At 55.9% G+C, this 24,980-nt stretch carries 21 protein-coding genes; 7 read left to right on the top strand and 14 right to left on the bottom strand.

Going from position 1 to position 24,980, the window contains the following annotated elements; all coding sequences use genetic code 11:
- Positions 1-33: 33 nt before the first annotated feature.
- Positions 34-1,500, bottom strand: coding sequence for an IMP dehydrogenase (guaB, locus tag KJI95_RS10265; protein ID WP_214507100.1), 1,467 nt, complete (start codon positions 1,498-1,500; stop codon positions 34-36).
- A 119-nt stretch (positions 1,501-1,619) separates the two neighbouring features.
- On the opposite strand from guaB, the gene xseA reads away from it, so the two are divergent.
- Positions 1,620-2,999, top strand: coding sequence for an exodeoxyribonuclease VII large subunit (gene xseA / locus KJI95_RS10260; protein ID WP_214507099.1), 1,380 nt, complete (start codon positions 1,620-1,622; stop codon positions 2,997-2,999).
- A gap of 127 nt (positions 3,000-3,126) precedes the next feature.
- On the opposite strand, the gene der is transcribed toward xseA, so the two are convergent.
- The 8 genes from der to rlmN form a co-directional block, all read right to left on the bottom strand.
- Positions 3,127-4,593 (bottom strand): ribosome biogenesis GTPase Der, encoded by a 1,467-nt coding sequence (der, locus tag KJI95_RS10255; RefSeq protein ID WP_214507098.1) that lies wholly within the window; start codon positions 4,591-4,593, stop codon positions 3,127-3,129.
- Positions 4,594-4,672: 79 nt separating this feature from the next.
- Positions 4,673-5,860: an outer membrane protein assembly factor BamB gene (bamB, locus tag KJI95_RS10250; RefSeq protein ID WP_214507097.1), complete on the bottom strand. Its 1,188-nt coding sequence runs from the start codon at positions 5,858-5,860 to the stop codon at positions 4,673-4,675.
- Positions 5,861-5,871: 11 nt separating this feature from the next.
- Complete coding sequence (locus KJI95_RS10245; protein WP_214507096.1) at positions 5,872-6,492, bottom strand: YfgM family protein; 621 nt, start codon at positions 6,490-6,492, stop codon at positions 5,872-5,874.
- 37 nt (positions 6,493-6,529) lie between these two features.
- Positions 6,530-7,804 carry a histidine--tRNA ligase gene (hisS, locus tag KJI95_RS10240; RefSeq protein ID WP_214507095.1) on the bottom strand — a complete coding sequence of 425 codons (1,275 nt, stop codon included), beginning with the start codon at positions 7,802-7,804 and terminating at the stop codon, positions 6,530-6,532.
- Between the two features lie 135 nt (positions 7,805-7,939).
- Complete coding sequence (ispG, locus tag KJI95_RS10235; protein ID WP_214507094.1) at positions 7,940-9,058, bottom strand: flavodoxin-dependent (E)-4-hydroxy-3-methylbut-2-enyl-diphosphate synthase; 1,119 nt, start codon at positions 9,056-9,058, stop codon at positions 7,940-7,942.
- Between the two features lie 26 nt (positions 9,059-9,084).
- The gene (locus KJI95_RS10230) at positions 9,085-10,233 is read right to left on the bottom strand and encodes a RodZ domain-containing protein (RefSeq protein WP_214507093.1); all 1,149 of its coding nucleotides are present in this window, start codon (positions 10,231-10,233) and stop codon (positions 9,085-9,087) included.
- The gene (gene pilW / locus KJI95_RS10225) at positions 10,230-11,018 is read right to left on the bottom strand and encodes a type IV pilus biogenesis/stability protein PilW (RefSeq protein WP_214507092.1); all 789 of its coding nucleotides are present in this window, start codon (positions 11,016-11,018) and stop codon (positions 10,230-10,232) included. Before pilW ends, KJI95_RS10230 begins: the two co-directional genes overlap by 4 nt.
- 33 nt (positions 11,019-11,051) lie before the next feature.
- Positions 11,052-12,173, bottom strand: a complete 1,122-nt coding sequence (gene rlmN, locus KJI95_RS10220) for a dual-specificity RNA methyltransferase RlmN (protein ID WP_214507091.1) — start codon at positions 12,171-12,173, stop codon at positions 11,052-11,054.
- A 149-nt stretch (positions 12,174-12,322) separates the two neighbouring features.
- On the opposite strand from rlmN, the gene KJI95_RS10215 reads away from it, so the two are divergent.
- Positions 12,323-13,387, top strand: a complete 1,065-nt coding sequence (locus KJI95_RS10215) for a CNNM domain-containing protein (RefSeq protein WP_214507233.1) — start codon at positions 12,323-12,325, stop codon at positions 13,385-13,387.
- Positions 13,388-13,473: 86 nt separating this feature from the next.
- Positions 13,474-15,192, top strand: a complete 1,719-nt coding sequence (locus KJI95_RS10210) for a bifunctional metallophosphatase/5'-nucleotidase (RefSeq protein ID WP_214507090.1) — start codon at positions 13,474-13,476, stop codon at positions 15,190-15,192.
- A 201-nt stretch (positions 15,193-15,393) separates the two neighbouring features.
- Here the strand turns inward: KJI95_RS10210 and KJI95_RS10205 are convergent, their stop codons facing one another.
- Together KJI95_RS10205 and KJI95_RS10200 are read right to left on the bottom strand one after the other, a co-directional pair.
- Positions 15,394-16,611 carry a GNAT family N-acetyltransferase gene (locus tag KJI95_RS10205; RefSeq protein ID WP_214507089.1) on the bottom strand — a complete coding sequence of 406 codons (1,218 nt, stop codon included), beginning with the start codon at positions 16,609-16,611 and terminating at the stop codon, positions 15,394-15,396.
- Positions 16,612-16,643: 32 nt separating this feature from the next.
- Entirely contained in the window at positions 16,644-16,862 is a 219-nt protein-coding gene (locus KJI95_RS10200) for a DUF3820 family protein (RefSeq protein WP_214507088.1), read from the bottom strand.
- 479 nt (positions 16,863-17,341) lie between these two features.
- On the opposite strand from KJI95_RS10200, the gene KJI95_RS10195 reads away from it, so the two are divergent.
- The 4 genes from KJI95_RS10195 to KJI95_RS10180 all read left to right on the top strand — a co-directional run bounded on the left by KJI95_RS10195 (position 17,342) and on the right by KJI95_RS10180 (position 20,055).
- Positions 17,342-18,085: an AAA family ATPase gene (locus KJI95_RS10195; protein WP_214507087.1), complete on the top strand. Its 744-nt coding sequence runs from the start codon at positions 17,342-17,344 to the stop codon at positions 18,083-18,085.
- A complete protein-coding gene (locus KJI95_RS10190; RefSeq protein WP_214507086.1) occupies positions 18,045-18,479 on the top strand; it encodes a CopG family transcriptional regulator in 435 nt (144 codons plus the stop codon). The genes KJI95_RS10195 and KJI95_RS10190 overlap by 41 nt, the downstream gene beginning before the upstream one ends.
- A gap of 225 nt (positions 18,480-18,704) precedes the next feature.
- The gene (locus KJI95_RS10185; protein ID WP_214507085.1) at positions 18,705-19,529 is read left to right on the top strand and encodes a M90 family metallopeptidase; all 825 of its coding nucleotides are present in this window, start codon (positions 18,705-18,707) and stop codon (positions 19,527-19,529) included.
- Positions 19,530-19,569: 40 nt separating this feature from the next.
- Complete coding sequence (locus tag KJI95_RS10180) at positions 19,570-20,055, top strand: nuclear transport factor 2 family protein (protein WP_214507084.1); 486 nt, start codon at positions 19,570-19,572, stop codon at positions 20,053-20,055.
- Here the strand turns inward: KJI95_RS10180 and KJI95_RS10175 are convergent.
- The 3 genes from KJI95_RS10175 to aceB form a co-directional block, all read right to left on the bottom strand.
- On the bottom strand, positions 20,041-21,507 hold the full coding sequence (locus tag KJI95_RS10175) for an HDOD domain-containing protein (protein WP_214507083.1): 1,467 nt from the start codon (positions 21,505-21,507) through the stop codon (positions 20,041-20,043). The two genes, KJI95_RS10180 and KJI95_RS10175, sit on opposite strands and share 15 nt — an antisense overlap.
- Positions 21,508-21,917: 410 nt before the next feature.
- Positions 21,918-23,237 (bottom strand): isocitrate lyase, encoded by a 1,320-nt coding sequence (gene aceA / locus KJI95_RS10170; protein ID WP_214507082.1) that lies wholly within the window; start codon positions 23,235-23,237, stop codon positions 21,918-21,920.
- A 74-nt stretch (positions 23,238-23,311) separates the two neighbouring features.
- The gene (gene aceB / locus KJI95_RS10165) at positions 23,312-24,958 is read right to left on the bottom strand and encodes a malate synthase A (RefSeq protein ID WP_214507081.1); all 1,647 of its coding nucleotides are present in this window, start codon (positions 24,956-24,958) and stop codon (positions 23,312-23,314) included.
- Positions 24,959-24,980 lie beyond the last annotated feature (22 nt).

Here is a 24,980-nt window from a genome sequence, read left to right as displayed (position 1 = left end):
ACAGCAAGGGCGACCCGGGGCCGCCCTTTTCAATCAGCCGCCGGTACGATAGTTCGGGGCTTCTTTGGTAATGGTCACATCGTGCACGTGGGACTCGCCCATGCCTGCAGCGGTCACCTTCACGAACTGGGCCTTTTCACCCAACTCTTTGATAGTGGCGCAGCCGGTCAGGCCCATACAGGAGCGCAGGCCGCCCATGTGCTGATGGATGATTTCTTTGATCTTGCCCTTGTAAGGCACGCGACCTTCGATACCTTCCGGCACCAGTTTGTCGGCGGCGTTGTCGCTCTGGAAGTAACGATCGGAGGAGCCTTTGCTCATGGCGCCGAGGGAGCCCATGCCGCGGTATGACTTATAGGCACGGCCCTGATACAGCTCGGTTTCACCCGGGGCTTCGTCAGTACCGGCAAACATGGAGCCGGCCATGATGCACGAGGCACCGGCAGCCAGCGCCTTGGCCAAGTCGCCTGAGTAGCGGATACCGCCGTCGGCGATTACAGGTACGTCCAGGTGTTTCACGGCAGCGGCAGCATCAGACACGGCAGTGATTTGCGGTACGCCCACACCGGTAACGATACGGGTAGTACAGATAGAGCCTGGGCCAATACCTACTTTTACCGCGTTTACACCGGCTTCAACCAGCGCCAGCGCGCCTTCGGCAGTGGCGACGTTACCGCCGATGATTTGCAGTTCAGGGTACTTGGCGCGGGTGTCGCGAATACGCTGCAATACGCCTTCAGAGTGGCCGTGGGAAGAGTCAATCAGCAGCACGTCAACACCGGCTTTCACCAGCGCATCAACGCGCTCTTCGTTGCCTGGGCCTGCGCCCACGGCAGCGCCAACGCGCAGCCGGCCAAGCTCGTCTTTACAGGCGTTTGGCTTGCGCTCAGCTTTTTCGAAATCTTTTACTGTGATGAGGCCCTTGAGGCGGAAGTCATCACTCACTACCAGTACCTTTTCGATACGGTTGGTGTGCATCAACTTTTGCACGTCTTCAAGCTTGGTGCCTTCAGGTACAGTCACCAGACGCTCTTTCGGGGTCATCACTTCCTGAACGGTTTTGGACCAGTCGGTCACAAAGCGCACGTCACGGCCGGTGATGATACCCACCAGTTCATTGGCAGCATTCACCACAGGGTAACCGGCAAAGCCGTTACGCTCGGTGAGCTGACGCAGCTCGGCAAGGGTCGTGCTTGGGGTAACAGTAACAGGGTCCTGAACCACGCCGGCTTCGTAAATCTTCACTTTACGAACTTCTTCGGCCTGGGCCTCGATGCTCATGTTTTTGTGAATAAAGCCCAAACCACCTTCCTGAGCGATTGCGATGGCAAGACGCGCCTCGGTCACTGTGTCCATTGCAGCAGACACCAAAGGAATGTTCAGCTCGATTTTTTGAGTCAGCCGAGTCTTAAGAATTGCGGTATTAGGGAGGACTGTAGAGTGCGCTGGAACCAGTAAAACATCGTCGAACGTCAGCGCTTCTTTGATTAGACGTAGCATTGCAACATCTCCCCTTTGTGTAGGATTGGTAGAGGTAAATATTGCGGCGGCATTATACCTTGCAAGGGGGCCTCGGTAAATGCAAAATTGGAAAAATTTGCATTTCGCCGGAAAAAACCATGCAAGTCCCCGAAAATGAAGTTTATACCGTCTCCCGCCTCAATGGCGAAGTGCGGCAATTACTCGAAGGTCAATTGGGCAAGTTGTGGCTGACGGCAGAAATTTCCAATTTCAGCTCGCCAAGCTCCGGTCACTGGTACTTAACCCTGAAAGACAGCCAGTCGCAAATCCGTGCCGCCATGTTCAAGGGCCGCAATGCCAGTGTAGGCTTTCGCCCCGCCAACGGCCAGCAGGTGCTGGTGCGCGGCAGCATCAGCGTGTATGAACCAAGGGGTGATTATCAGCTGTTGATTGACGCCATGTTCCCTGCCGGAGATGGCATGTTGGCGGCGCGCTATGAAGCGCTGAAGATGAAGCTTGCCGCCGAGGGGCTGTTTGCCATCGAAACCAAGCGGCCGCTGCCACAGAGCATCAATCGGATTGGCGTCATCACCTCCCCCACAGGTGCGGCTATCCGCGATGTGCTGCATGTGCTTAAACGGCGTAATCCCGCCATCGAGGTGATTATCTACCCGACGGCGGTACAGGGCAGCGAGGCAGACAAGGACATTATTCGCGCCATTGAGCTTGCCAACCGCCGCCTCGAGGTGGATGTACTGCTGCTCACCCGTGGCGGCGGCAGCCTTGAAGATTTGTGGTGTTTTAACAGCGAAGCGCTGGCCCATGCCATCTACAACAGCACCCTGACGCTGGTGAGCGCCGTTGGTCATGAAGTGGATACCACCATCGCCGACTATGTGGCCGATGTGCGGGCACCCACGCCGTCGGCGGGCGCTGAGCTTTTGTCGGACGACCAAAGTCACCGGCAGCAAAAACTCATGGCACTGTTATCCCGCCTCGGCCAAAGCTGGCGCCATTACCAGCTTAATCAGGCATCTAAACTGGGCGCTCTGTACTCAAGGCTCGACCGGCACGACCCCAAACGGCGCCTCTCCCAGCAGATGCAAAAGCTCGATGAGTTGGAACTGCGTCTCACATCCGCCATGGACAGACGCATCGCCGCCGCGACCCTCAAGCTTGAGCGCAGCCGCGCACGGCTCAATGCCAAATCACCGGCGCACACCTTAACGCTTGAAGCGCAGCGACTCGACTTTGCCAGCAACCGTCTGCACAGCGTCATGGACAACATGCTTAAACGCACTGAGCGCCATCTGGGGCAGCTTGCGCATCAGCTATCAGCTGTTTCCCCGCTTGCCACCTTAAGTCGCGGCTACGCCATTACCAAGGACGCTGACGGCAAGGTAGTGGAAGATGCCTCCAACCTTCGCATTGGCGATACGGTGCAGACCGAGCTTAAAGCCGGCCGGTTTCAGGCGACTGTGACTCAGATAGACTTGCCACAGATGGACGTGTCACAGGTAGAGGTGCCACGGGAATGACGGTGTGGCTTTTTTCGTAAGCGGGCTGGCCACATCAGAGGCTCACCTTTTTGAAGCCCTTCGCCATCAGTGCCAACAACAAAAAACGCCGGACATGCCGGCGTTTTTCAGTTAAGTAAAACCCTTATCAGGCTTTCTTGTTTTTGATGTGGCTCATCATGCGCTTACGGCGGCGCTCCTGACTCAAGGTCAGTTTCTCGACCTTGCCTTCGAAGGGGTTGGCACCCTCGTGGAAGCGCAGCTGAATCGGCGTACCAACCACTTTCAAAGAACGGCGGTAGTAGTTCATCATGTAGCGCTTGTAGGAGTCCGGCAGGCGGCTTACCTGATTGCCGTGCACCACCACGATTGGCGGGTTGTAACCGCCGACGTGGGCGTACTTGAGCTTAACCCGGCGACCGTTAACCATAGGCGGCTGGTGATCGTCCTGAGCCATCTGCATGATGCGGGTCAGCAAGGACGTGCTCACGCGGCGGGTCGCGCTGTCATAGGCTTCTTCCACCGACTCGAACAGGTGACCCACGCCGGTGCCGTGCAGCGCCGAAATAAAGTGAATGCGAGCAAAGTCGATAAAACCAAGGCGACGGTCAAGCTCGGTCTTCACCCTGTCTTTGACGTCCTGATCCAGACCATCCCACTTGTTCACCGCAATCACCAGCGCACGGCCGGAGTTGAGCACAAAGCCCAAAAGCCCCAAGTCCTGTTCGGCGATGCCTTCATGGGCATCAACAACCAGGAGCACCACGTTGGCGTCTTCAACCGCTTTCAGGGTCTTAATCACCGAGAACTTTTCGATAACTTCATGCACGCGGGCGCGGCGACGCACACCGGCGGTGTCAATCAGCACGTAGCTGCGGCCGTCACGCTCCATCGGAATATATACCGAGTCGCGGGTGGTACCGGGCTGGTCGTACACCACCACCCGCTCTTCACCGAGAATACGGTTGGTGAGTGTCGACTTACCTACGTTGGGCTTGCCGATAATGGCAAGCTTGATGGGCAGCGCGGCAAGACGCGCCTGCTCTGCTTCGGCTTCTTCTTCGGTGTACTCACGCTCGTGGGTTTCTTCTTCGCCCTCTTCACCCGGGGTAATGCCCATGGCTTCGGCAAAAGGTGCCAGCGCGTATTCCACCAGGCTGGTGACACCGCGGCCCTGTGATGCGGCCATCTGGTACACTTCACCCAGACCCAGCTGCCAGAATTCGGCGCAGGCAGAGTCGCCATCGATACCGTCGACCTTGTTGGCCACCACGAAGGTAACCTTGTCGCGGCTGCGCAGGTGCTGGGCAATGGCCAGATCAGCGGCAGTGAGACCGGCGCGGGCGTCGGTCATAAACAGCACCACATCCGCTTCTTCAATGGCAGCCAGCGATTGCTCGGCCATCTTGGTTTCAATGCCTTCCTCGGTGCCATCGATACCACCGGTGTCCACCACGATAAACTCGTAGCCGGACAGGTGCGCGCGGCCGTATTTGCGGTCGCGGGTCAGCCCCGGATAGTCAGCAACCAAGGCGTCCCGGGTTCTCGTGAGTCGGTTAAACAGGGTCGATTTGCCCACATTGGGGCGACCCACCAGGGCCACTACAGGGATCATGTTTTTGCCTCTATTACAATCTTTTCAATAAAAAGCCCCCGGAACGTACTTCCGGGGGCTTGCAAGGTCAAGCCTTGGCTTACGGAAGTACGATGCGGGCCACTTTGCCGCTGCGGCCTTGCACGTAAAGCTTGCCGTCAACCACCAGCGGCTGACTGAACAGGCCGTCGGAGTCAACTTCGACCCGGCCGACGAGCTTGCCGTCGTTGCGGTCGATAAAGTGCAGGTAACCTTCGAAGTCACCCACTACCAGATAATCTTCAAACACCACAGGCGCGGTCAGCTCACGGTGCAAAAGCTCTGAGTTACTCCACAGTTCCAGACCGTTGCGACGGTCAATGGAGTAAATACGGCTGCTGTCGGCAACCAGATACACTTGCACGCCACTGGCGGCCAGATCGTGGAAGCTTGAGTATTTGCGCGACCAGACGATACGGCCAGAGCGCATTTCCATCGACACCAGGTTACCGTTGTAGCTTACCGCGTACAGATTTTCACCGATAGGCAGCGGCGTCATGTCGACGTCGGCCATACGGCTGAATTCATTACCACCCTTGGGGGTGTAAATCGGTTGTTCCCACGCAGCCTGACCGTTGTCTTTAATCACCACGGCCACTTTGCCATCGGCGGTGCCGACGAAGAAACCACCGGCCTGGAACGATGCCGAACCTGTGCCCCTCAAAGTGAGGTTAGGCAACTGGTTTTCATAACTCCAGCGCTTTTCACCGGTTTCGACATCAAAGGCATCGAGGGAGCCGGAGCTTGCGTTCACCACCAGGGTGTCATCGCCAACCGCCGGAGCCGACAACAGCTCGCCGGTCGCCTGAGCGGTCCACACTACTTCACCGGTGTCGGCATTGAGTGCTACCAGCAAACCGCTCTCACCGCCAACAAATACCTTGCCGCGGGCTGCGGTAATACCGGCGGCCAGACGTGCGCCTTTGTTTTTACCAAGCAAACGGTCTTTAAACAGATCCGAGAAGTCGACTTCCCACAGTTTGTCGCCGCTTTGCTCATCGAACGCCACGACCAGACCGTCGCGATCGGCAACGAAAATCTTGCCGTAATCCACCGCAGGACGCAGACGTGAATAGTAGTCGCCTACCCCGTCGCCTACACTGTCGCTCCAGTTGATTTCAGGAAACACAGTGGCGTTGATTTCAGTCAGCTCACTGACCGGCTCTTCTTCCACATCATTGGACGAGCAGGCCGTCAGCACGGCCATACCAAGGCCCGCTGCCAGCAGGTTTTTGCACCAAGACTTCATCGGCGACTTCCTTATGCCTGATTAAGATTATCCAGCTTCATTTTCAGTACCGGACTGGCAGATACGCCGCCTTTGTCCAGCGCAGCCTGATAGGCGGCTTTGGCTTTGTCGGTTTCACCCTTGGCTGCCAGAATATCGCCTTTGATTTCATCGCGCTGGGCAATAAAGGCTTCATCAGAAACGCCATCGAGGGTGGCAATGGCCGCATCGCTCTGGCCTTGCTCGGCCTGAATGCGCGCCAGACGCAGCGCAGCAACGCTACCCAGGGTGCCGGCATCTTTGGCTGCCATCACTTTTTTGAGTGCTTCTTCTGCCTTGGCAAAGTCCTTGGCATCCACGGCGCTCTTGGCAACCATGAGCTCAATCAGCAGCGAGTAACCGGCAGCTGAGTGCTCAGCCTTAAAGCTTTCGGCGGCTTTAAGCATGGCCGCTTCGTCATTTACATTCTGGCTTAACGCCTGAAACGCGGCGGAGGCGGATTCAGACTTCTCAACCTTACTGGCTGAGTAAGTGTTCCAGCCGTACAGGCCGCCAAGGCCCACCGCTGCACCAATCACGATTGAAGTGCCGTAATCTTTCCAAAAGCGCTTGATGGCTTCTACCTGTTGTTCTTCTGTGCTATAGATTTCCACGCGCACGTCCTCTTGTAATCGCTCCCAAATCCGGGAGTCAAATCAATGCTTTAATAGTTTCAGCCAGCAGCTCACGGCTCACCAGCTGTTGTTCGTTGTCATTGCGAAGCGGCTTTACGGCCACCTTGCCTTCGGCAAGTTCGGTCTCGCCGATAATCAGTGCCAGCGCCGCGCCGGTTTTGTCGGCACGCTTGATTTGCTTCTTGAAGTTGCCGCCGCCGCAGTGGGTCATGATGCGCACGCCGGGCAGCGCCTGACGCAGCTCATTGGCGATGGCAAAAGCCTGAGGCACACAGCTGTCGCCCATGGCGGTCACGTATACGTCCACCGCGTTGGGCACGTCTTTGGCAAGCTCCAGGGTTTCGAGCAAGAGCACAATACGCTCAAGGCCCATGGCAAAACCCACTGCCGGGGTGTCTTTACCGCCAAGCTGACCAACCAAGCCATCGTAGCGACCACCGGCGAGCACTGTACCCTGAGCACCAAGGCTGTCGGTGACCCATTCAAACACAGTCCGGTTGTAATAATCCAGCCCGCGCACCAAACGGGGGTTAACCCGGTATTGGATGCCAACGGCGTCCAGGAGTTCACACAGGGTTGAAAAATGTGTGCGCGACTCTTCGCCGAGGTAATCCATCAGGCTTGGAGCGCCGGCCAGCAGGGCCTGCACTTCGGGATTTTTGGTATCCAGTACCCGCAGCGGGTTGGTGTACATGCGACGCTGGCCGTCTTCATCGAGCTTGTCTTTAAACTGCTCAAGGAAGGCAATCAGGGCGTCGCGGTAGGCGGCGCGCTCGGCGCTGTCACCCAGGGTATTGATTTCAAGCGTGACATGCTCAGTCAGGCCGAGCTTCTGCCACAGCATGTTGGACAGCATCAGCACTTCGGCATCGATGTCAGCGGTGGAAATGCCGTACACTTCAACACCAAACTGGTGGAACTGACGATAGCGGCCTTTTTGCGGGCGCTCGTGGCGGAACATGGGGCCTGTGTACCACAGACGCTGCTCCTGGTTATAGAGCAGGCCGTGCTCGTTACCGGCACGTACGGTTGAGGCTGTGCCTTCGGGGCGCAGGGTCAGGCTGTCGCCGTTTCTATCCTCAAAGGTGTACATTTCTTTTTCAACGATGTCAGTTACTTCACCGATGGAGCGCTTGAAAAGATCGGTGCTCTCAACAATCGGCGTACGGATTTCGCTGTAACCGAATGCCGCCACTGCATCGCGCAGTACCGATTCAAGTTTTTGCCATACGGGAGACTGGGTTGGCAGAATGTCGTTCATTCCGCGAATCGCTTGGATCTGTTTTGCCACTGTAATCGACTCGTTGATAGCTGCTGATTGCCAGCTGGTTAAAATTCACACGCAGATGCGCGGTTACACGGGCTTGGCCGTTAAGATGGTTCGCATTATAGGGAGCACGGCTGCAAAAATAAAACCGCCCGCGCCTCAGTCGTTGCCGGAGTCACGCACCGGGATACGGTTTTCCATCAGATTGGCCTTGGCACGAATACGCGCTTCGAGCGCATCGAGCAGGTTATCGTTGTCAAACCGCTCTTTCTGGCGTACGCCATCTTCGTAAAAACCGCTCTTTTTGTGACCACCGGCAAGCCCGAGATGGGACACCAGTGCTTCGCCCGGGCCGTTAACCACACAGCCGATGATGGACACGTCCATGGCGGTGGTCACATCTTCAAGGCGTTTTTCCAGCTCGTTGACCGTGTTAATCACATCAAACTCCTGACGGGAGCAGGATGGACAGGCGATAAAGTTGATGCCGCGGGAGCGAATGCGCAGCGACTTCAAAATATCAAAACCGACTTTGATTTCTTCCACCGGATCGGCAGCAAGGGAAATCCGCAGGGTGTCGCCAATACCTTCAGCAAGCAGCATCCCAAGGCCAACGGCGGATTTCACCGCGCCGGCACGGGCACCGCCCGCTTCGGTAATACCTAAATGCAGCGGCTGCTTGATTTGTTTGGCGAGCAGACGGTATGACTCCACCGCCAAAAACACGTCCGAGGCTTTTACACTGACCTTAAACTGGTCAAAGTTGAGCCGGTCGAGAATGTCCACGTGGCGCATCGCCGACTCTACCAGTGCTTCTGGCGTTGGCTCTTTGTATTTGTCCATCAGGTCTTTTTCAAGACTGCCGCCGTTAACACCGATGCGGATAGGAATGTTTTTGTCGCGGGCGCAGTCAACCACGGCGCGGATACGCTCTTCGTTGCCGATGTTGCCCGGGTTAATCCGCAAACAATCAACGCCGTATTCAGCGACCTTGAGGGCAATACGGTAATCGAAATGAATATCGGCCACCAGCGGCACCGACACTTGCTGCTTGATAAGCTTAAAGGCCTCGGCGGCATCCATGGTCGGCACAGAAACCCGCACTATGTCGGCACCCACATTTTCCAGCGCCCGGATTTGCGCCACGGTAGCGGCAACATCTGTGGTGCGGGTGTTGGTCATCGACTGCACGGCGATAGGCGCGCCATCACCGATGGGCACATTGCCAACGTAAATACGGGTGGACGGACGGCGCTTGATGGGATTCTCGTTATACATGCTGACTACTTCTTCTTGCCTGGCAGTTAACCGTTACGGGGCAGATTGAAACGGGCAACCTTACCCTTTGGAAATTCATCGAGGCTCACCGCTTCATTGTTGAAGCTGATGCTTACCGCCGCTGGTGCACCGAGAATGAGGCTCATGGGTGCCTTGCCGGTCAGGGTCAAATCCTGCCCTGGCTTACGCACTTCACTCACGAGTACCTTACCGTCACCGTCTTTGACCTGGATCCAGCAGTCAGCGCTGAAGGTAACGCGTAAATCTTCCATACCATCATCCACAGCAGGCACCTGAGCGGCCGCTTCGGCCTGCTTGGGTGCACGCAGCTCGGCATCTGCAGCCAGAATTTCGGCAGCAGTCATTGGCTGATTAGCTGGCTGAGACCCTGACACATTAGCTGGCTGAGTTGTATCAGCTACTGATGCGCCCTCGGCTGTTTGAGTCGCCTGAGTGCCGGTTTGGGCAGGCACAGTTTGAACCGGCTGAGCTTGCAGCTGAGTATTGTCCGGGGCTTGCTGCGCGATGGATTGCTCAGCCGCCTGAGGTTGGGTTTCAGTGCCCATAGCACCCGCCACTGCGCCAGGCTCAGTGCCATTTTCAGTAAGGGCGGTATCGGCAGGCTGCACTCGCAGCTGTGGGGCAGATTTTTCGGCCGCCACTTTTTCAGCAGCGACTTTTTCTGCAGCAACTTTCTCGGCAGCGACTTCTTCAACGGTTGGTTTGGAAAAATCCACCGAGCCGTTATTGAAAAACTTGCTGGTCTGCAGCCACCAAAACACCATCAGCACCAGAAGGCCAATCAACACCAGCCAGGTCAGCAGGTGATAACGGGTATCACGGGCCTGACGCACGGTTTTGCGGGAAAAACTCTGCATGGTTGGCTCGGTCACGACCGGCGCCTGGCGCTCCAGACACTGGGCGACCTTTTGCTTGTCGGCCTCAACGATGCGGGCGAAGTTTTTCACGTAACCACGGATGTAAGTGGCGTTGGCGATATGACTGAAATCATCCGCCTCAATGTTGGTGACTATGGAGGGTCTTAAATGCAAAGCCGTCGCCACATCGGCAACGGACAGATTTTTGGCTTCGCGTGCGGCCTTCAGGATTTGGCCGAGGCTTTCAGGTGCGTGTTCCTGAGTAGCGCCTGAAGAAACATTCAATTCTTCGTTCATTGATTCAAACTTGCCCGATATTGCTTGGCTTCTGGTGAAGCGGGAAATTTAGCCAGCAGCAAAATGCCGTAACGGCTGCTGGCATCGAAATTGTTCAGTTGACGCTCTATTTCCACCCCTAATGCCAGGCTTGCGGCCGACTCGGCAACAACCGTATGCATTCTTTCAAGCAGTCGCTTGGCGCCCTGGTAATCCTGACTGTCCATGGCCAGTTCAGTCAGCTCCAGCAGGGAGGTGGCGCGTCGTGGGTCATACTTTAGCGCCATATCAAAGTAGTGTCGCGCTTTTTCTCTGTTCCCCCCATCGCGGCTGCAAATCCCCAGGTTTTCGTAGCTGGAGGCAGTGCGGGTGTACTTGGGTTGTTCTATGGCCTTGAGGAACATTTGTTCTGCTTCATCGTAGCGTTTCTGCTGACACAGAAACACGCCGAAGTTATTCATGGAATCGCCGGTGGCGTCACTGGAGCGCACCGCGCGGCGATAGGCCTCTTCGGTGCGCGGCACATCGCCCACCGTCTGGTAAAAATACGCCATGGCCACGTTCACTTCTTCCAGATCCGGGGCATAGCTCATGGCTTTGTCCAGGTTGAACTTGGCCTGCTCGGCATTGCCACGCTTCAGATAGGTCAGCCCCAGCTGCGTCCGCTCTTTGGCCGCCGCCACCTTATCAAAGGTGCGTTCGGACACCGGAATATCGGTGCCCGAATAGGTTTGCTCCGTGACGCAGCCGCTCGCCAACATCGAGAGCAGTGCAATCAGGGTGAAGGAAGGCAGTCCGTGCTTCATAAGCAAAACCTATTAATCTGTGCAAACAATGAGTTATTCCATTGTGACTGAAATCTGACTTTCTTGCATGCGTTTTTTTGCCAATCGCTTGGTGCGATCGCGGATGTCGCCTGCAAGCTGACCACAGGCAGCATCAATGTCATCGCCGCGGGTTTTACGCACTATCACGGTCAGATCGTACTCCATGAGCACCTTGGCAAAGCGGTCGATGCGGGAGTTGGACGAACGGCCATAGGGCGAGCCCGGATAGGGGTTAAACGGAATGAGGTTGATTTTGCAGGGCGTATCCTTCATCAGCTGCGCCAGCTCATGGGCCTGCTCTGTGCTGTCGTTGATGTGATCGAGCATCACATATTCCACCGTCACCCGACCACGGTTGGCGTTGGACTTTTCAAGATAGCCACGGATCGACGCCAAAAACTGCTGCAGCGGGTACTTTTTGTTAATCGGTACCAGTACGTCACGCAGGGTGTCGTTGGGGGCGTGAATACTCACCGCCAGTGCCACATCAATCATGTCACCGAGTTTATCGAGCGCCGGTACCACACCGGAGGTCGACAGGGTGACACGGCGTTTGGACAGTCCAAAACCATAATCATCCAGCATGATGTTCATGGCCGGCACTACGTTTGCCATGTTCAGCAGCGGCTCGCCCATGCCCATCATCACCACGTTGGAGATGGGACGCTCGCCGGTTTCTTTCTGAAAACCGAGGAAGTGGGACACGCGCCAGATCTGGCCGACGATTTCACCCACGGTCAGGTTACGGTTAAAGCCCTGCTGGGCGGTGGAGCAGAAGGTACATTCGAGCGCACAGCCCACCTGCGACGACACACACAAGGTAGCGCGGTCATCCTCAGGAATATATACGGTTTCCACTTCCTGGCCCTGGCCGACGTTAATGGCAAACTTGATGGTGCCATCGCTGGATTTCTGGAAGCTGGTGATTTCCGGCGCCACGATTTCACAGCGGGCCGCGAGCTTACCGCGCAGCACCTTATTAATGTTGGTCATCTGCTCAAAGTCGCTGACGCCAAAATGATAGATCCATTGCATCAGCTGCTGGGCGCGAAACGGCTTTTCACCCATCTCAGTCAGCAGTGCTCTCAGTCCCTGTTGATCCAGGTCCAGCAAATTGATCTTCTTTTCACTCATCAGACAAACCTCAAACCAGTAATAGCCCACAGCGCGGGGTCGCGAATTATACCGATGCAGCGAGATTTTCGCCAGCACACAACCAAAGTCTGTGTTAACATGACCGCCGGTCAATGTTGGCCGATGCGATGGAGTTTATTGAACCTTTTATGGTCACCCTCATTATTATCATACTTGTTGCCGTTGGCGTTTCCTTTCTGTGCAGCATTTTTGAAGCCGTGCTGCTGTCAGTGACCCCAAGCTACATTGCCTCACTCGAACAAACCAATCCGTCAGCCGCCGCGCGTTTGCGTGCCCACAAGGCCAATGTTGAAGCGCCGCTGGTGTCTATCCTGACCCTCAATACCATTGCCCATACCGTTGGTGCCGCCGTTGCCGGCGCCCAGGCCGCTTATGTGTTTGGTGATGAGATGCTTGGCGTATTTTCCGCCGTGCTGACTTTTATTATTTTGTTCTTCTCAGAAATCATCCCAAAGACTGTGGGTGCCAACTACTGGCGCGCGTTGGCGCCGTCGGTGAGCGTGGCGCTGCTGTGGATGGTGCGAGGCACCAAGCCACTGATTTGGATGTCGCAGCAAGTGACCAAACTGCTTGGCAAGGGTGAAGAAGGTCAATATATCCGTCAGGAAATGAGTGCCATGGCACGTATGGGCCAGGAGTCCGGTGAGCTGGACGCTCAGGAGTCACGCATTCTGACCCAGATTTTGTCGGTAAAAGAAATGCCGGTGACCGCCATTATGACGCCGCGCACTGTGATGTTTTCGGTTCCCATGGCCATGACACTGCAGGACTTTGTGGGCAAGTTCATCAGCAAGCCCTTTACCCGCCTGCCGGTGTACGATGAAGATAATGATGATATTCAAGGTTTTGTAAACCGCACAGACATTCTGCTCGGGGTTCACGATAACCCTGATGCAACCCTTGGCAGCATCAAGCGTAACCTGCTGGCGGTGCCGGAAACGGCCAAGATCCTGCCGCTGCTGGAACTGATGATTAAGCGCAACACCCAAATTGCGGTGGTGGTGGATGAATACGGCTCAGCCCAGGGTCTGGTCACCCAGGAAGACATTATTGAGTCGATGCTGGGGCTCGAAATCGTTGACTTGAACGACCCGGCCATCGACATGCAGCGCCTTGCCCGTCAATTGTGGAAACGGCGCATGAAAGATAAAGGCATACGTTTGTCGGATTTTCAGGACAGCGACCCGCAGTAACATGCTGCATCGCACTCAAAGCCCGGCTCCGGCCGGGCTTTTGCTAACGGTATTTTTTGCGCGCATTTTTAAAGAAGGTTTTTTCATTGCAAACACGCTATTCACTGCGCCTTGCCCACATCAACGACTGCCACAGTAATTTTGACCCGGTGGCACTCAGCTTAAGCCTGGAGCATCAAGGCCAGGCCTGGCGTCTTGCCTGCCACAGCGGCGGCTATGGCCGTATTGCCACCGTGCTCGACAACGCCCGTCAATCCGCCAAGGCCGCAGACAGCCCGTTTTTGTTTTTACATGGCGGCGATACCTTTCAGGGCACCCTGTACTTCAACGAATTTAAAGGTAAGGCGAACGCGAGGCTGCTTAATCTGTTAAAGCCCGATGCCATGGTGCTAGGCAACCATGAAATCGACAGTGGCAATGCGCCGCTGCACCGCTTTATCAAGGCCATCGACTTTCCGATGCTCGCAGGCAATATGGACTTGTCTGAAGAAGACCCGCTGAAGGGCTTTGCCCTGGCCACGCTTGATAATCTGTATGCGCTGGATAACGAGAGTGGCTGCGCTAAAGTGCGCTTTTCTAGCCTTGGCGATCGCAAGCTTGCGCTCTTTGGCATTACGCTCGATCAGATGAAAGTCATCGCCAGACCCGATCCTGACACCCATTTTGCCAATGCCATCGACACCTGCAAACGCACTGTTACCGCGCTGAAAGCTGGCGGCGTTGACCATATTATTGTGCTCAGCCACCTTGGGCTTGATGGCGACCAAAAGCTTGCCGCCGAGGTCAGCGGCATCAGCCTGATAGTTGGCGGCCACAGCCATACCCTGATGGGAGATTTCGCCTCCCTTGGCCTGCCCTGCGCCCCGTGGGGAATAAAGGTTAACGGCACCCCGATACTCCATGCCGGTAAATACGCCGAAACCATCGGTCTTGCCAGCATCGAGTTTGACAGCAATGGCCAGGTTATCGCCCTTGATGGCGGCAACTATCTGATGCTGGATGAGCATCCTGTGGTGCAGGGCGCAAGCACCGAGTGCCGCGATGCGCTGCTCGAGCAATTAAAACAGCACCCGAATATCCTCTGGCCCACCGAGCAGCAGGAGATACGCCAGATTATCGATACCGATTACCGCCCGGCCATCAACGCGCTTGACCGCAAGGTGCTGGCCATGGTGCCGCGGGAGCTGGTACACACCCGCCTGCCAAGTAAAAGCCTGCCCCACGGCAGTGAAGTGGCGCCCTGGGTCAGCCGCGCCATGTATGAAGAGTCGCGCCTGCTCGATGGCGCGGTGGATTTTGCACTGCACAACGCCGGCGGCGTGCGTCAGTCACTGAGCCGGGGCAATATCACCCTGGCCGATGTGCTTGGCCGCCTGCTGCCGTTTGAACTGCCGCTGGTAAAATACGCCATCGATGGCCAGTACCTGTACGAAGCGCTGGAATCCGCCATCAATGCCGCCACCAACAACAGCGTGATAGGCACAGGCGCCGGCAGCTTCCCGTACACCTACGCCCTGAAATACCATTACGATGGCAGACGGCCACTCGGCGAGCGCATCATTGCCCTGTCCATGGCGAAAAATGACCGCTGGATAAGTGTTGAGCGCAGCCGCAGCTATGTGGGGGTATCCACCGCTTACACTGCCGCGGGCAAGGAAGGTTATCAGGCACTTGGCATGTGCCACTGGCAGCAGCCGATTGATGAGCTCACCCTGCCGGGCGCCTTTATCCGCTTTATTTCCCGCCGCGAAGCCCTGCATGAAGAGTTGCCGCCGCAGCTCCAGTACGTAAGCCATCTTGGCTGAGCGGTGCAAAGCACCTTGGGCTAAGCGCTTTAACGCACTTTGGGCTGAATGACGAACGTCGCCTTGGGCTGAATGACATTAGTCACTGCAGAATCAAAACCCGGATCGCCTCGAGCCGGGTTTTCTTTTTAAGCAGCCTTTCAGCGCCACCGTTAATCACAGCTGCAACTCTACAAAGCTGCTTGTCTCAGCGGCCTAGATTTACAGCCTGGCTCTGCGGCGCGGCGGTTTACAAAGGGCCTTCTCCAAAGTGAAGTTCACCAACACCTCGCCGTTTCTTGGGTGCTGGTTTTGGGTAAGCTCAATAAAACCCTGCTTGATAAACAGCGGTTTGGCATAGTAAGAGGCATGCACCCGGATGCGCTCGAACCTTAAGTCTCGGGCGTGGCGCTCAAGGGCAGTTAGCAGCGAAGCACCAACTCCGCGCCTTTGCATTTCTGGGGCGGTAAACAGGCAATCAACTTCACAGGTCTTATCATCCAGCCGCTTAAGATTGATAAAGCCAACCAACTGTCCATCGGCAGCTTTGGCAAGCCAGACCCTGGTTCCTTCAAGGCGGGTGCGCCACTCGGCTGCACTTCGAACCTTTGGACTCCATGCCTGACGCTGCGCCTGAGTGTAATGCTCTGCCGCGCCCGCTACAGCGCGGTGAAACACCCGGGCGATGGCCTCAAGCTCAGCGTGACTTATGAACACTTGGCGAAGGCAGGCTTGGTCAGGGGCTGAAGTGACCGAATCAGTCGTGGCAAAAGTTGGAGTAACATAAAAAGGCAGTAGCAACTGCATCGAAAAGCCCGGCAGCACCTCGGCGCTTTTTTGCTGAAAGCTGCGCCCAAGCTCGCGAAAACCGTGGGCGGCAAAAAGTGCCCGCGACGCCTTGGAGGCATCTGTGCTCAGCGTCGCTACCCCATAGGAAGGCGCAAGCTTTATCAGTGCATTCAGCAGTTTGCCCGCCACGCCCTGTCGCTGCCAGGCAGGAGAAACATAGCAGTAGCCGATATAGCCCCGGTCCTTAAACCCGAGTTCAGACTCGATAAAGCCGATAAGCTCGCCGCCCTGTCTTGCCACCAGCACCAAACTGCGGCCAAGGCGTGAGCGCCAGTACCTTGGGTCACGAATGCCGCTACTCCAGGCGCGGCACTGCGCCGCAGTGTAAAGGGGCCGAGAGCCTGTCGTAGAGTTTTCACGAACAGAGCTTTCATGGGCCAAGCTTTCATGGGCCAAGCTTTCACGAGCCGAGCTTTCCAGGGCAGGCGTGTTACACGTCACTTTTTCTTCAGTAACAGAAAGCGCCGCCACAGCGCTGTGATACACAGTTGCAATCGCCCTGGCATCCTTCGGCTGATACAGACAAATAGTAATATCTGCTCGCGCTACAGCCAGCTCGTCTGCAATCTCATCTGTAATCTCGCCCGCCATCTCAGTCGCCATCTCACTCGCTGTAGCAGGCCTCATTGCGCTTCATCCAGCAGCGGCCGCAACATGGCCTCAAGTCCATTCAGCTTCACCTCATAGATCAGCGCCAGCTCCTGCCCAAGCTGCCCCGCCGGAAAGCCGTTGGACTTAAACCACACCAGATAAGGCTCGGGCAACTCCAGTAGTCGTCTGCCGGCATATTTGCCAAATGGCATGCGACGATTTATCGCCACTTTCAATATCTTGGGATCCATAACACCTTCTGAATACGAAAAAAATCAGCAACTGAGCACCGCCCACTCGCCTGTTTTTCACCCTGTCTGCGCCAGTTCCGCGCTCAGCACACATACAGGCTATTAGAACATTTTAATTCGATTTATTGCTTATCTATAACCAAATCTATAAACCGCGGACACTGGAGCTTTTGCTCTTTGCAGTACCATGACCTGAACTGGCGTAAAACACCTGCTAAGCTACCGAGTAAAATAACGCTATCTAATTGTTTAAAAAGAGATTAGTCACAAATCAAAAACAAAACCTCAATAAAGTCAACAATTTGACTAAAAAGGTAAAATCGTCAGCTTTTTGTCGCAGCGCCAAAAATAAAAATCCGTCAAAAATCAGGTAATTGACCCTTGCTCAGTCAGGTTTTAGATTGAGGCTAATCCCGTATATGTGACGATTCTAACCTCACGTATCTTACAGACCCAATGACAATTACAGGGGTGGAAACATGATTATTCTGGTTGGCGGTGAAAAAGGTGGCAGCGGCAAGAGTTGCCTGGCCCAAAATATCGCAGTGTTTCTGACCAAGGAGTGTGGCGGCTCGGTGATCATGGTGGACTGTGATCCACAGCGTACCACCTCCGACTGGATCCAGGCCCGCAACAACAATCCCAAGCTGCCCGCCATTAACTGCGTCCAGCTTTACGGCAAAATCCGTAACGACTTGCTGAGCCTCGAGCAGCACTACGATTACGTCATCGTCGACTGCGGCGGTCAGGACAACCTGGCGCTGCGGGCAACCATGTCGGTGGCCTCCCACATTCTGATGCCACTGCGCCCCAAACGTCGCGACCTCAAGACAGTGAGCCACATGGACGACGTGGTCGCCACCTGTATGATGATCAACCCCAAGATGCGCGCCACCTTCGTTATCACCCAGTGCCCCACCCTGCCAAGTCAGGCCAATCGCATTCTGGAAGCCAAGGAAGTCTGCCGCACCTACGACATCAATGTACTCGAAGCCATCACCTACTCGCGCAACATTTATGACGACAGTGAAGAGTCCGGCCTGTCAGTGATTGAAATCGAACCCGAAGGTAAGGCCGCCGACGAAATTCGTGCCATCGCCTGTGAAATGCTGCAGGCCCGCAATGCCGCCGAAGTGCGTAACCAACTTCAACAAGCTCAGATTGGCAAAATGAGAGGACAATATGGGACTGGCAGATCTCAAGAAAAACTCTACGCCGTCTAAACAGACAGCGCAGCTGGCGATATCCATCGATGAGTTTATTGATGACTTTATCGATGGCGCCAATCTGTATGCCATGGGCTTGCCAAGCCAGAAGGCCGAGGTGATAGACATCGCTTCTATGCGCCACGAAGCCCTGCGCCAACGGCCAAGTGGCAACATCAGCGTTGCCGACGCGGTACGCGCCGCCACCAGTCGTCTGGAGGCCGCCAAAAAGACCAGCCAGTTCCGTAAGGCAACCTTCAGCCTGACCGAGCAGGCCATTGCACATCTGGCCGAAATGGCAAGCGACTGTGATATCGCCAAATCCCGCCTGCTGCGGATTTTGATTGAAAATCACTACCTGCTGAGCGCTGAGGAGCGCCACAGGCTGGAGCAACTGCTTCAGGTCGATTAACCCGCGTTAACATCTCCCAACCCTTTTCTGGCAGCATGGAACGATTTCAATCCTTGAGCTGCCAGCTTTTTTTGCCTGCATATCCCACACTAGCACCGAATATCGCCATCGCCTTTCGGGGTCAAAGTTTTTCGTGTTCAACGTGAATCGAGCTAAACGTGCTTCGGGCTTGATTTATCCGCCGCCCGCCCCCATCCCATAACAAAGCCCATTTTCAGGAACGCCATGCTCGGCCTTATCCTCGTTACCCTGGCAGGCGTTATCGCCATTGCCTGGATTGCCACCGGACCACTGCGCGCGCGCAAACGGCGTCAGGCGCTGTCAGCCATCACCTTTCCTGCGCCCTGGCGCGCTATCCTCAAGCGCCGGGTGGCAGCCTATGGCAGACTGCCGGATCATCTGCAGCAGGAGCTCAGGCGCAAAATCCTGATTTTCCTCGGTGAAAAGCAGTTCATCGGCTGCAATGGTTTTGTTATCACCGACGAGGTGCGCCTCACCATCGCCGCTCAGGCCTGTCTTTTGCTGCTGAACCGCCAGACTGATTTCTATCCGGACCTGCGCCAAATTCTGGTTTACCCCAACGCGTTTTACGTCGAGCGCAGCGAGAAGGATGCCGCCGGTGTGGTGTGGGAGCGCCATGCGCTGCTTGCCGGCGAGTCCTGGAGTCAGGGGCAGGTGTTGCTGTCCTGGCACGATATTGAAGAGGACTGCGCCCATCCCCACGATGGCTATAACGTGATTTTGCACGAATTTGCCCACCAGCTGGATCAGGAAGATGGCCAGATTGACGGCGCGCCAGCGCTGCCAAGCAAGGAGCGTTATCAGCGCTGGAGCCGGATAATGCAGCAGGAATACGATGCGCTCTGCACTGCTGCTGCACGGGGCGACGCCACCCTGTTCGACTACTACGGCGCCACTGAGCCTGCGGAGTTTTTCGCGGTGATCACCGAAGTCTTTTTTACCCGTGCCAACGACTTTTCCCAGCAGCATCACGCGCTTTATCAGGAGCTTGCCGCCTACTACCGGCTGGATCCGGCGGTGTGGAATTGATAACGTGGTCAATCCAATCCATAACCACAAGACCTTTAAGATGGCAAAACCTTACCTTAGCGCCCTCGCCCTGCTGGCAGGCCTGATGAGCACCGGACTCTATGCCGGTGACGCCGAGCAAAAAGAGGCCGCCGCCGTACTCGATGCCCTGCACCGGCACGCCGCCCACGCCGATTGGCCAGCCTATTTCGCCCTCTACAGCCAGGATGCGGTGTTTATCGGCACCGATGCCAGCGAGCGCTGGAACATGGGCGAATTTCGCCGTTACGCCGAGCCGACCAAGGGCTGGGACTACCAACCCACGGTGCGCCACTTTATCGAGCGCGGCGAGATGCTGATATTTGATGAGCTGCTGACAAACGCCAAATACGGCACCACCCGAGGCACTGGCGCTATGGTATTAACCGAGGAGGGCTGGAAAGTGGTGCAATATCATCTGAGTATTCCGGTGCCAAACGAAGTTGCCAAAGAGGTCACGGCAACCATCAGCGCCTTTGAACGTAAAGCGGCCTCAGGCGCGCACTGAGGCTGAAAAACACACGTTGGCGAGCTGGGTGAAGTGGGTAAAGCTGCCAAAGGCATCTTCATCAAAACTGCGCCCGGACACGCCTCTGTCGGCAAAGAAGAGGCCAATCACTTTGCCATCCACTTCCATCGGCGCTATCAAAAAGCCGGTTTTTGACAGGCGCTTTCTGAGCGCCTCATCAAGATACATACGCCAGCGCGCCGAGTCGGGCGAATCCACCCAAAACGCCTGTTTAAGCTCAATCGCCTGCTTAAACAGATGCTCGCTCTCGCTGATATCGATAACAAAATCTCGTTTGATGGCGTCGCTGTTCTCGCCAAGCACTATCCTTGGCTGCAACATTTTGCGGCTCGGCGACAAGAGCAGCACAGCGCAGGAATCCACACCTATGCCCTGCAACATGCCTTCAAGGGTGGTCTGCATCACCTGATTGATGTCGGTACGATTAATGGCAAAGCCGGTCAGCTCTTTGAGCTTTTTCAGCTGCAGCGCCAAGTCCCCCTCACGCCAGCGGCCGCTTTGCTGCGCCTCTTCGGCGGCGCTCAGCCGTTCGGTGTTTGGCAGATAATCCACCAGCACTTTGGCGCCATAGGCATCGGCAAGTTTATGGGTCGCCTCGGCACACTTAATAGCGCGGCTTTTGAACTCTTCCGGCTTTATGCCCATCATGTCGGCCGCTTGTTTAACGCGCTTTTCGAGCTCATTGAAATCGGGATAGGTTTCACCAAGCTCCTGGGCAAGTTTGTTGGCCACAAAAATGGTGCGGATTTCCGGCGTGCGGTCATCCGGGTTATTCAGCGATTTAAGCAGCACTTCGCCAAGGCCCCAGTTACGGGCAATGCCCTGCGTGAGCTGACTAAAACTCGCCCCAAGGTGCTCGCGCACTTCAGATAAAACCGCTACCGGATCCTCTACTCCGCCAAGCGCCTTATCGAGTTCATTGGCAAGCGGGCCGCCCATACTCCAGAACGCACTCTCGCCAAGGTGATACAAAAGCGCGGCAATAAACACTTCTTCGCGCATCTCTTCATCGTGACCGGCCAGCATCATCCGCGCCAGCATCGCCGCCTGAAACGAGCGCGCCATCAGCTTAAGCAGTCGCTGATATACGCCGGGAGAGAGGTTTTTATTTTCGAGCAGACTGGAAAGCAGTTTGGCGGTAATACAGATATTGCGAATGGTATCAAAGCCCAGCACCACAGCGGCGCGGCTGACGGTGGTCACCTGATTGATGCCCTTGTTGTAGGTGGCGCTGTTGGCCACCCGCAGAATACGCGAGGTGAGCGCATTGTCGTGCATCACGCTGCGCCCCAGTATGGTCATCGAAGACACGTCATCCTTGGCAAGCTTCTCAAGTGTTTTTACCGTGGAGCACAGCGCAGGCATTTCCTGCTCACTGATGCGCTTGGTCCAATAATCCACGCCCTTGGGTTCGCCGTTACTGCTTTTCACTGACCGTCCAGATGTAAAGAGAATGTTTTTCGATTATAGACAGGGATTTGTGCCGGTGGCGATACGGCGGGTGCATCTTTTGCGCGACTGGTCAAAATAATGACACCTGTTATGGTTTTAGCAAAAAAAAGCGCGGCCTGGACAAGGCCGCGAAACACAAGCAACGTGGTTGAAAATCGTAAAGTAAAGCAGACATAACATCAGGGTGGAGCCATCTCCCGGAGGAGAAAAATCCCGCGCGGCGCGTAGGTTCACCGCGCGGGCACAACACAGCCAAAGACTGTGGCACAACGTTAAAACTGTAGAACCTTAAAACTGTAGAACCTTAAAACTGTGAAACGTTAAATCAGGCGAGCTGCCAATCAGTCGAACTAAAAGTCACTCGCACTGTAAATCACTTGCCCAGGCAATCAGTGAAACTGCTCTTCTTCGGTCGAGCCGGTAAGCGCCGTCACCGAGGACTCGCCGCCCTGGATGATGGTGGTCATCTTATCGAAATAACCTGTACCCACTTCCTGCTGGTGCGCCACGAAGGTGTAACCCTTACTGGCCGCCGCAAACTCGGCTTCCTGAACCTTTTCAACATAGTGCTTCATGCCTTCGCCACGGGCGTAATCGTAGGCAAGGTCAAACATGTTGAACCACATGTTGTGAATACCGGCCAGGGTGATGAACTGGTACTTGTAGCCCATGTCTGACAGCGCCTGCTGGAACTTGGCGATGGTGGCATCGTCCAGATTCTTCTTCCAGTTGAACGAAGGCGAGCAGTTATAGGCCAGCAGCTGATCCGGATACTTGGCATGAATCGCCTCGGCGAAACGGCGCGCTTCTTCGAGGTCTGGCTTGGCGGTTTCACACCAGATAAGGTCGGCGTAAGGCGCATAAGCCAGACCACGGGCGATAGCCTGATCAAGACCGGCACGGACACGGTAGAAACCTTCACTGGTGCGCTCGCCGGTGACAAAGTCACGATCGTACGGGTCGCAATCGGAGGTCAGCAAGTCAGCCGCGTTGGCATCGGTACGGGCAATCACCAGGGTCGGTACGCCGCTTACGTCGGCCGCCAGACGGGCAGCCACCAGCTTTTGCACCGCTTCCTGAGTCGGTACCAGCACCTTACCGCCCATGTGGCCGCATTTTTTCACCGAGGCCAGCTGATCTTCAAAGTGAACCCCACCGGCACCGGCATCGATCATCGCCTTCATCAGCTCATAGGCGTTCAGTACCCCGCCAAAACCGGCTTCGGCATCGGCCACGATCGGCAGGAAGTAGTCGACAAACTTCTCATCCTCAGGACCAACACCATTGCTCCACTGAATTTGGTCGGCTCGGCGGAACGAGTTGTTGATACGGCCAACCACAGCCGGCACAGAGTTGGCTGGATACAGTGACTGATCGGGATACATGGTGCCGGCAAGGTTTGCGTCGGCGGCTACCTGCCAACCTGACAGATAAATGGCTTCGATACCGGCCTTGGCCTGCTGCACCGCCTGGCCGCCAGTCAGCGCACCGAGCGAATTTACGTAGCCCTTTTTGGCGCCGCCATTGACCAGATCCCACAGCTTCTCGGCGCCGCGCTGGGCAATGGTGTTTTCAGGCACAAAGGAGCCGCGCAGGGAAACCACTTCTTCGGCGGTGTAAGGACGACGAACGCCCTTCCAACGTGGATTCTCAGCCCAGTCCTTTTTCAGTGCGTCGATTTGCGCCTGACGGCTAACGTATTTGCTCATGGTGTGTCTCCTTTGGGGTGTAGGGTGCCAGCCCACCGGCATTACCGGTGGGTTTTTACTTGTTTGTTAAGGTGTTACTTGGTGTTTTGTGTCAGCAGCTCGTAGCCGGGCAGCGTCAGAAATTCCACCAGGGTGTCGGCGGTGGTGATGTCTTCGAGCAGCACCGCCGCCTGGGTAAACTTGCCGTGGGTGAAGCGCTCGCTGCCGACTTCTTCTTTGACGTTGGCAAGCTCCTCTACCAGCATCTCCCTGAGCAGCGCCTTGGTCACCGGCTTGCCGTTGGACAAACTCTTGCCGTGGCGGATCCACTGCCAGATAGAGGCGCGGGAAATTTCTGCCGTAGCCGCATCTTCCATCAAGCCGTAGATAGGCACGCAGCCGTTACCGCTTATCCAGGCTTCGATGTACTGCAGCGCGATGCGGATATTAAGGCGCATGCCATGCTCGGTGCGCTCGCCCTCGCAGGGTTTAAGCAGCTCGGCGGCCAAAATCGGCGCGTCTACATCGCGGGTGATGTGCAACTGATTACCGCTGCCATCGCCAATGAACTGGTTGAATACCGCCATGGCGGTGTCGGCAAGGCCGGGGTGCGCCACCCAGGTGCCATCGTGGCCATTACGGGCTTCGAGCTCCTTGTCGCGGCACACCCGCTCCAGCACCAGACGATTGGCCTCGGCATCCTTGGCGGGAATAAAGGCCGCCATGCCGCCCATCGCCAGTGCACCGCGCTTGTGGCAGGTCTTGACCAGCAAACGTGAATAGGCACTGAGGAATGGCTTATCCATGGTCACCTGCTGACGGTCCGGCAGCACTCGGTCGGGGTGATTCTTCAAGGTCTTGATGTAGCTGAAAATATAATCCCAGCGGCCGCAGTTGAGCGCGACGATATTGGAGCGCAGCTCATACAGAATTTCGTCCATCTCGAAGACCGCCGGCAGGGTTTCAATCAGACAGGTACACTTGATGGTGCCGGGCTGCAGGCAAAAGCGCTCTTCGGTAAAGGCAAACACCTTGGCCCACCAGCGCGCCTCCAGATGGCTCTCAAGCTTGGGCACGTAAAAATATGGTCCACTGCCCTTGGCCAGCAGCTGGCGGTAGTTGTGGTAAAAATAGAGTGCGAAATCAAACAGGGCGCCCGGAATGGCTTTGCCGTTAAAGCGCACGTGTTTTTCTTTGAGATGCAAGCCACGTACACGGGCGATGAGCACCGCGGTTTTTTCCTTGAGCCGATACTGCTTGCCGGTCTCAGGCGCTGTGTATTCAATGGTGCCGCGCACCGCATCACGCAGGTTAAGCTGGCCTGTGACCACCTTTTCCCAGCTCGGCGCCAGCGAGTCCTCAAAGTCCGCCATAAACACTTTTACGTTGGCATTGAGGGCGTTAATGATCATTTTACGGTCAACCGGCCCGGTGATCTCAACCCGGCGGTCTTTCAAATCATCTGGGATGCCGCGAATAGACCATTTGCCGTCACGGATGGCGCGGGTCTCAGGCAAAAAGTCCGGCAGCTCGCCTTTATCGATACGGGCCTGACGGGCTTTACGCTTTTCCAGCAAACCATCCACATCGGCAGCAAATTCACGGCACAGCGAACCGAGCAGCGCCAGTGCACCTTCACTAAACAGCTCATCCTGGCCATCGACCTGGTGTCCGACTATCTCCAATCCCTGCATTGTGGCTGTTTGCATAGTGTGTGGCTGTTCCAGCATTTGCTCTGTCATCTCGTTATCCCCGGCTGTTGGT

The organism is Shewanella jiangmenensis (assembly GCF_018596335.1).
Lineage (GTDB): Bacteria > Pseudomonadota > Gammaproteobacteria > Enterobacterales > Shewanellaceae > Shewanella > Shewanella jiangmenensis.
Note: the sequence above shows the minus strand (reverse complement) of the source record. Positions and strands in the feature narration are given on the sequence as shown.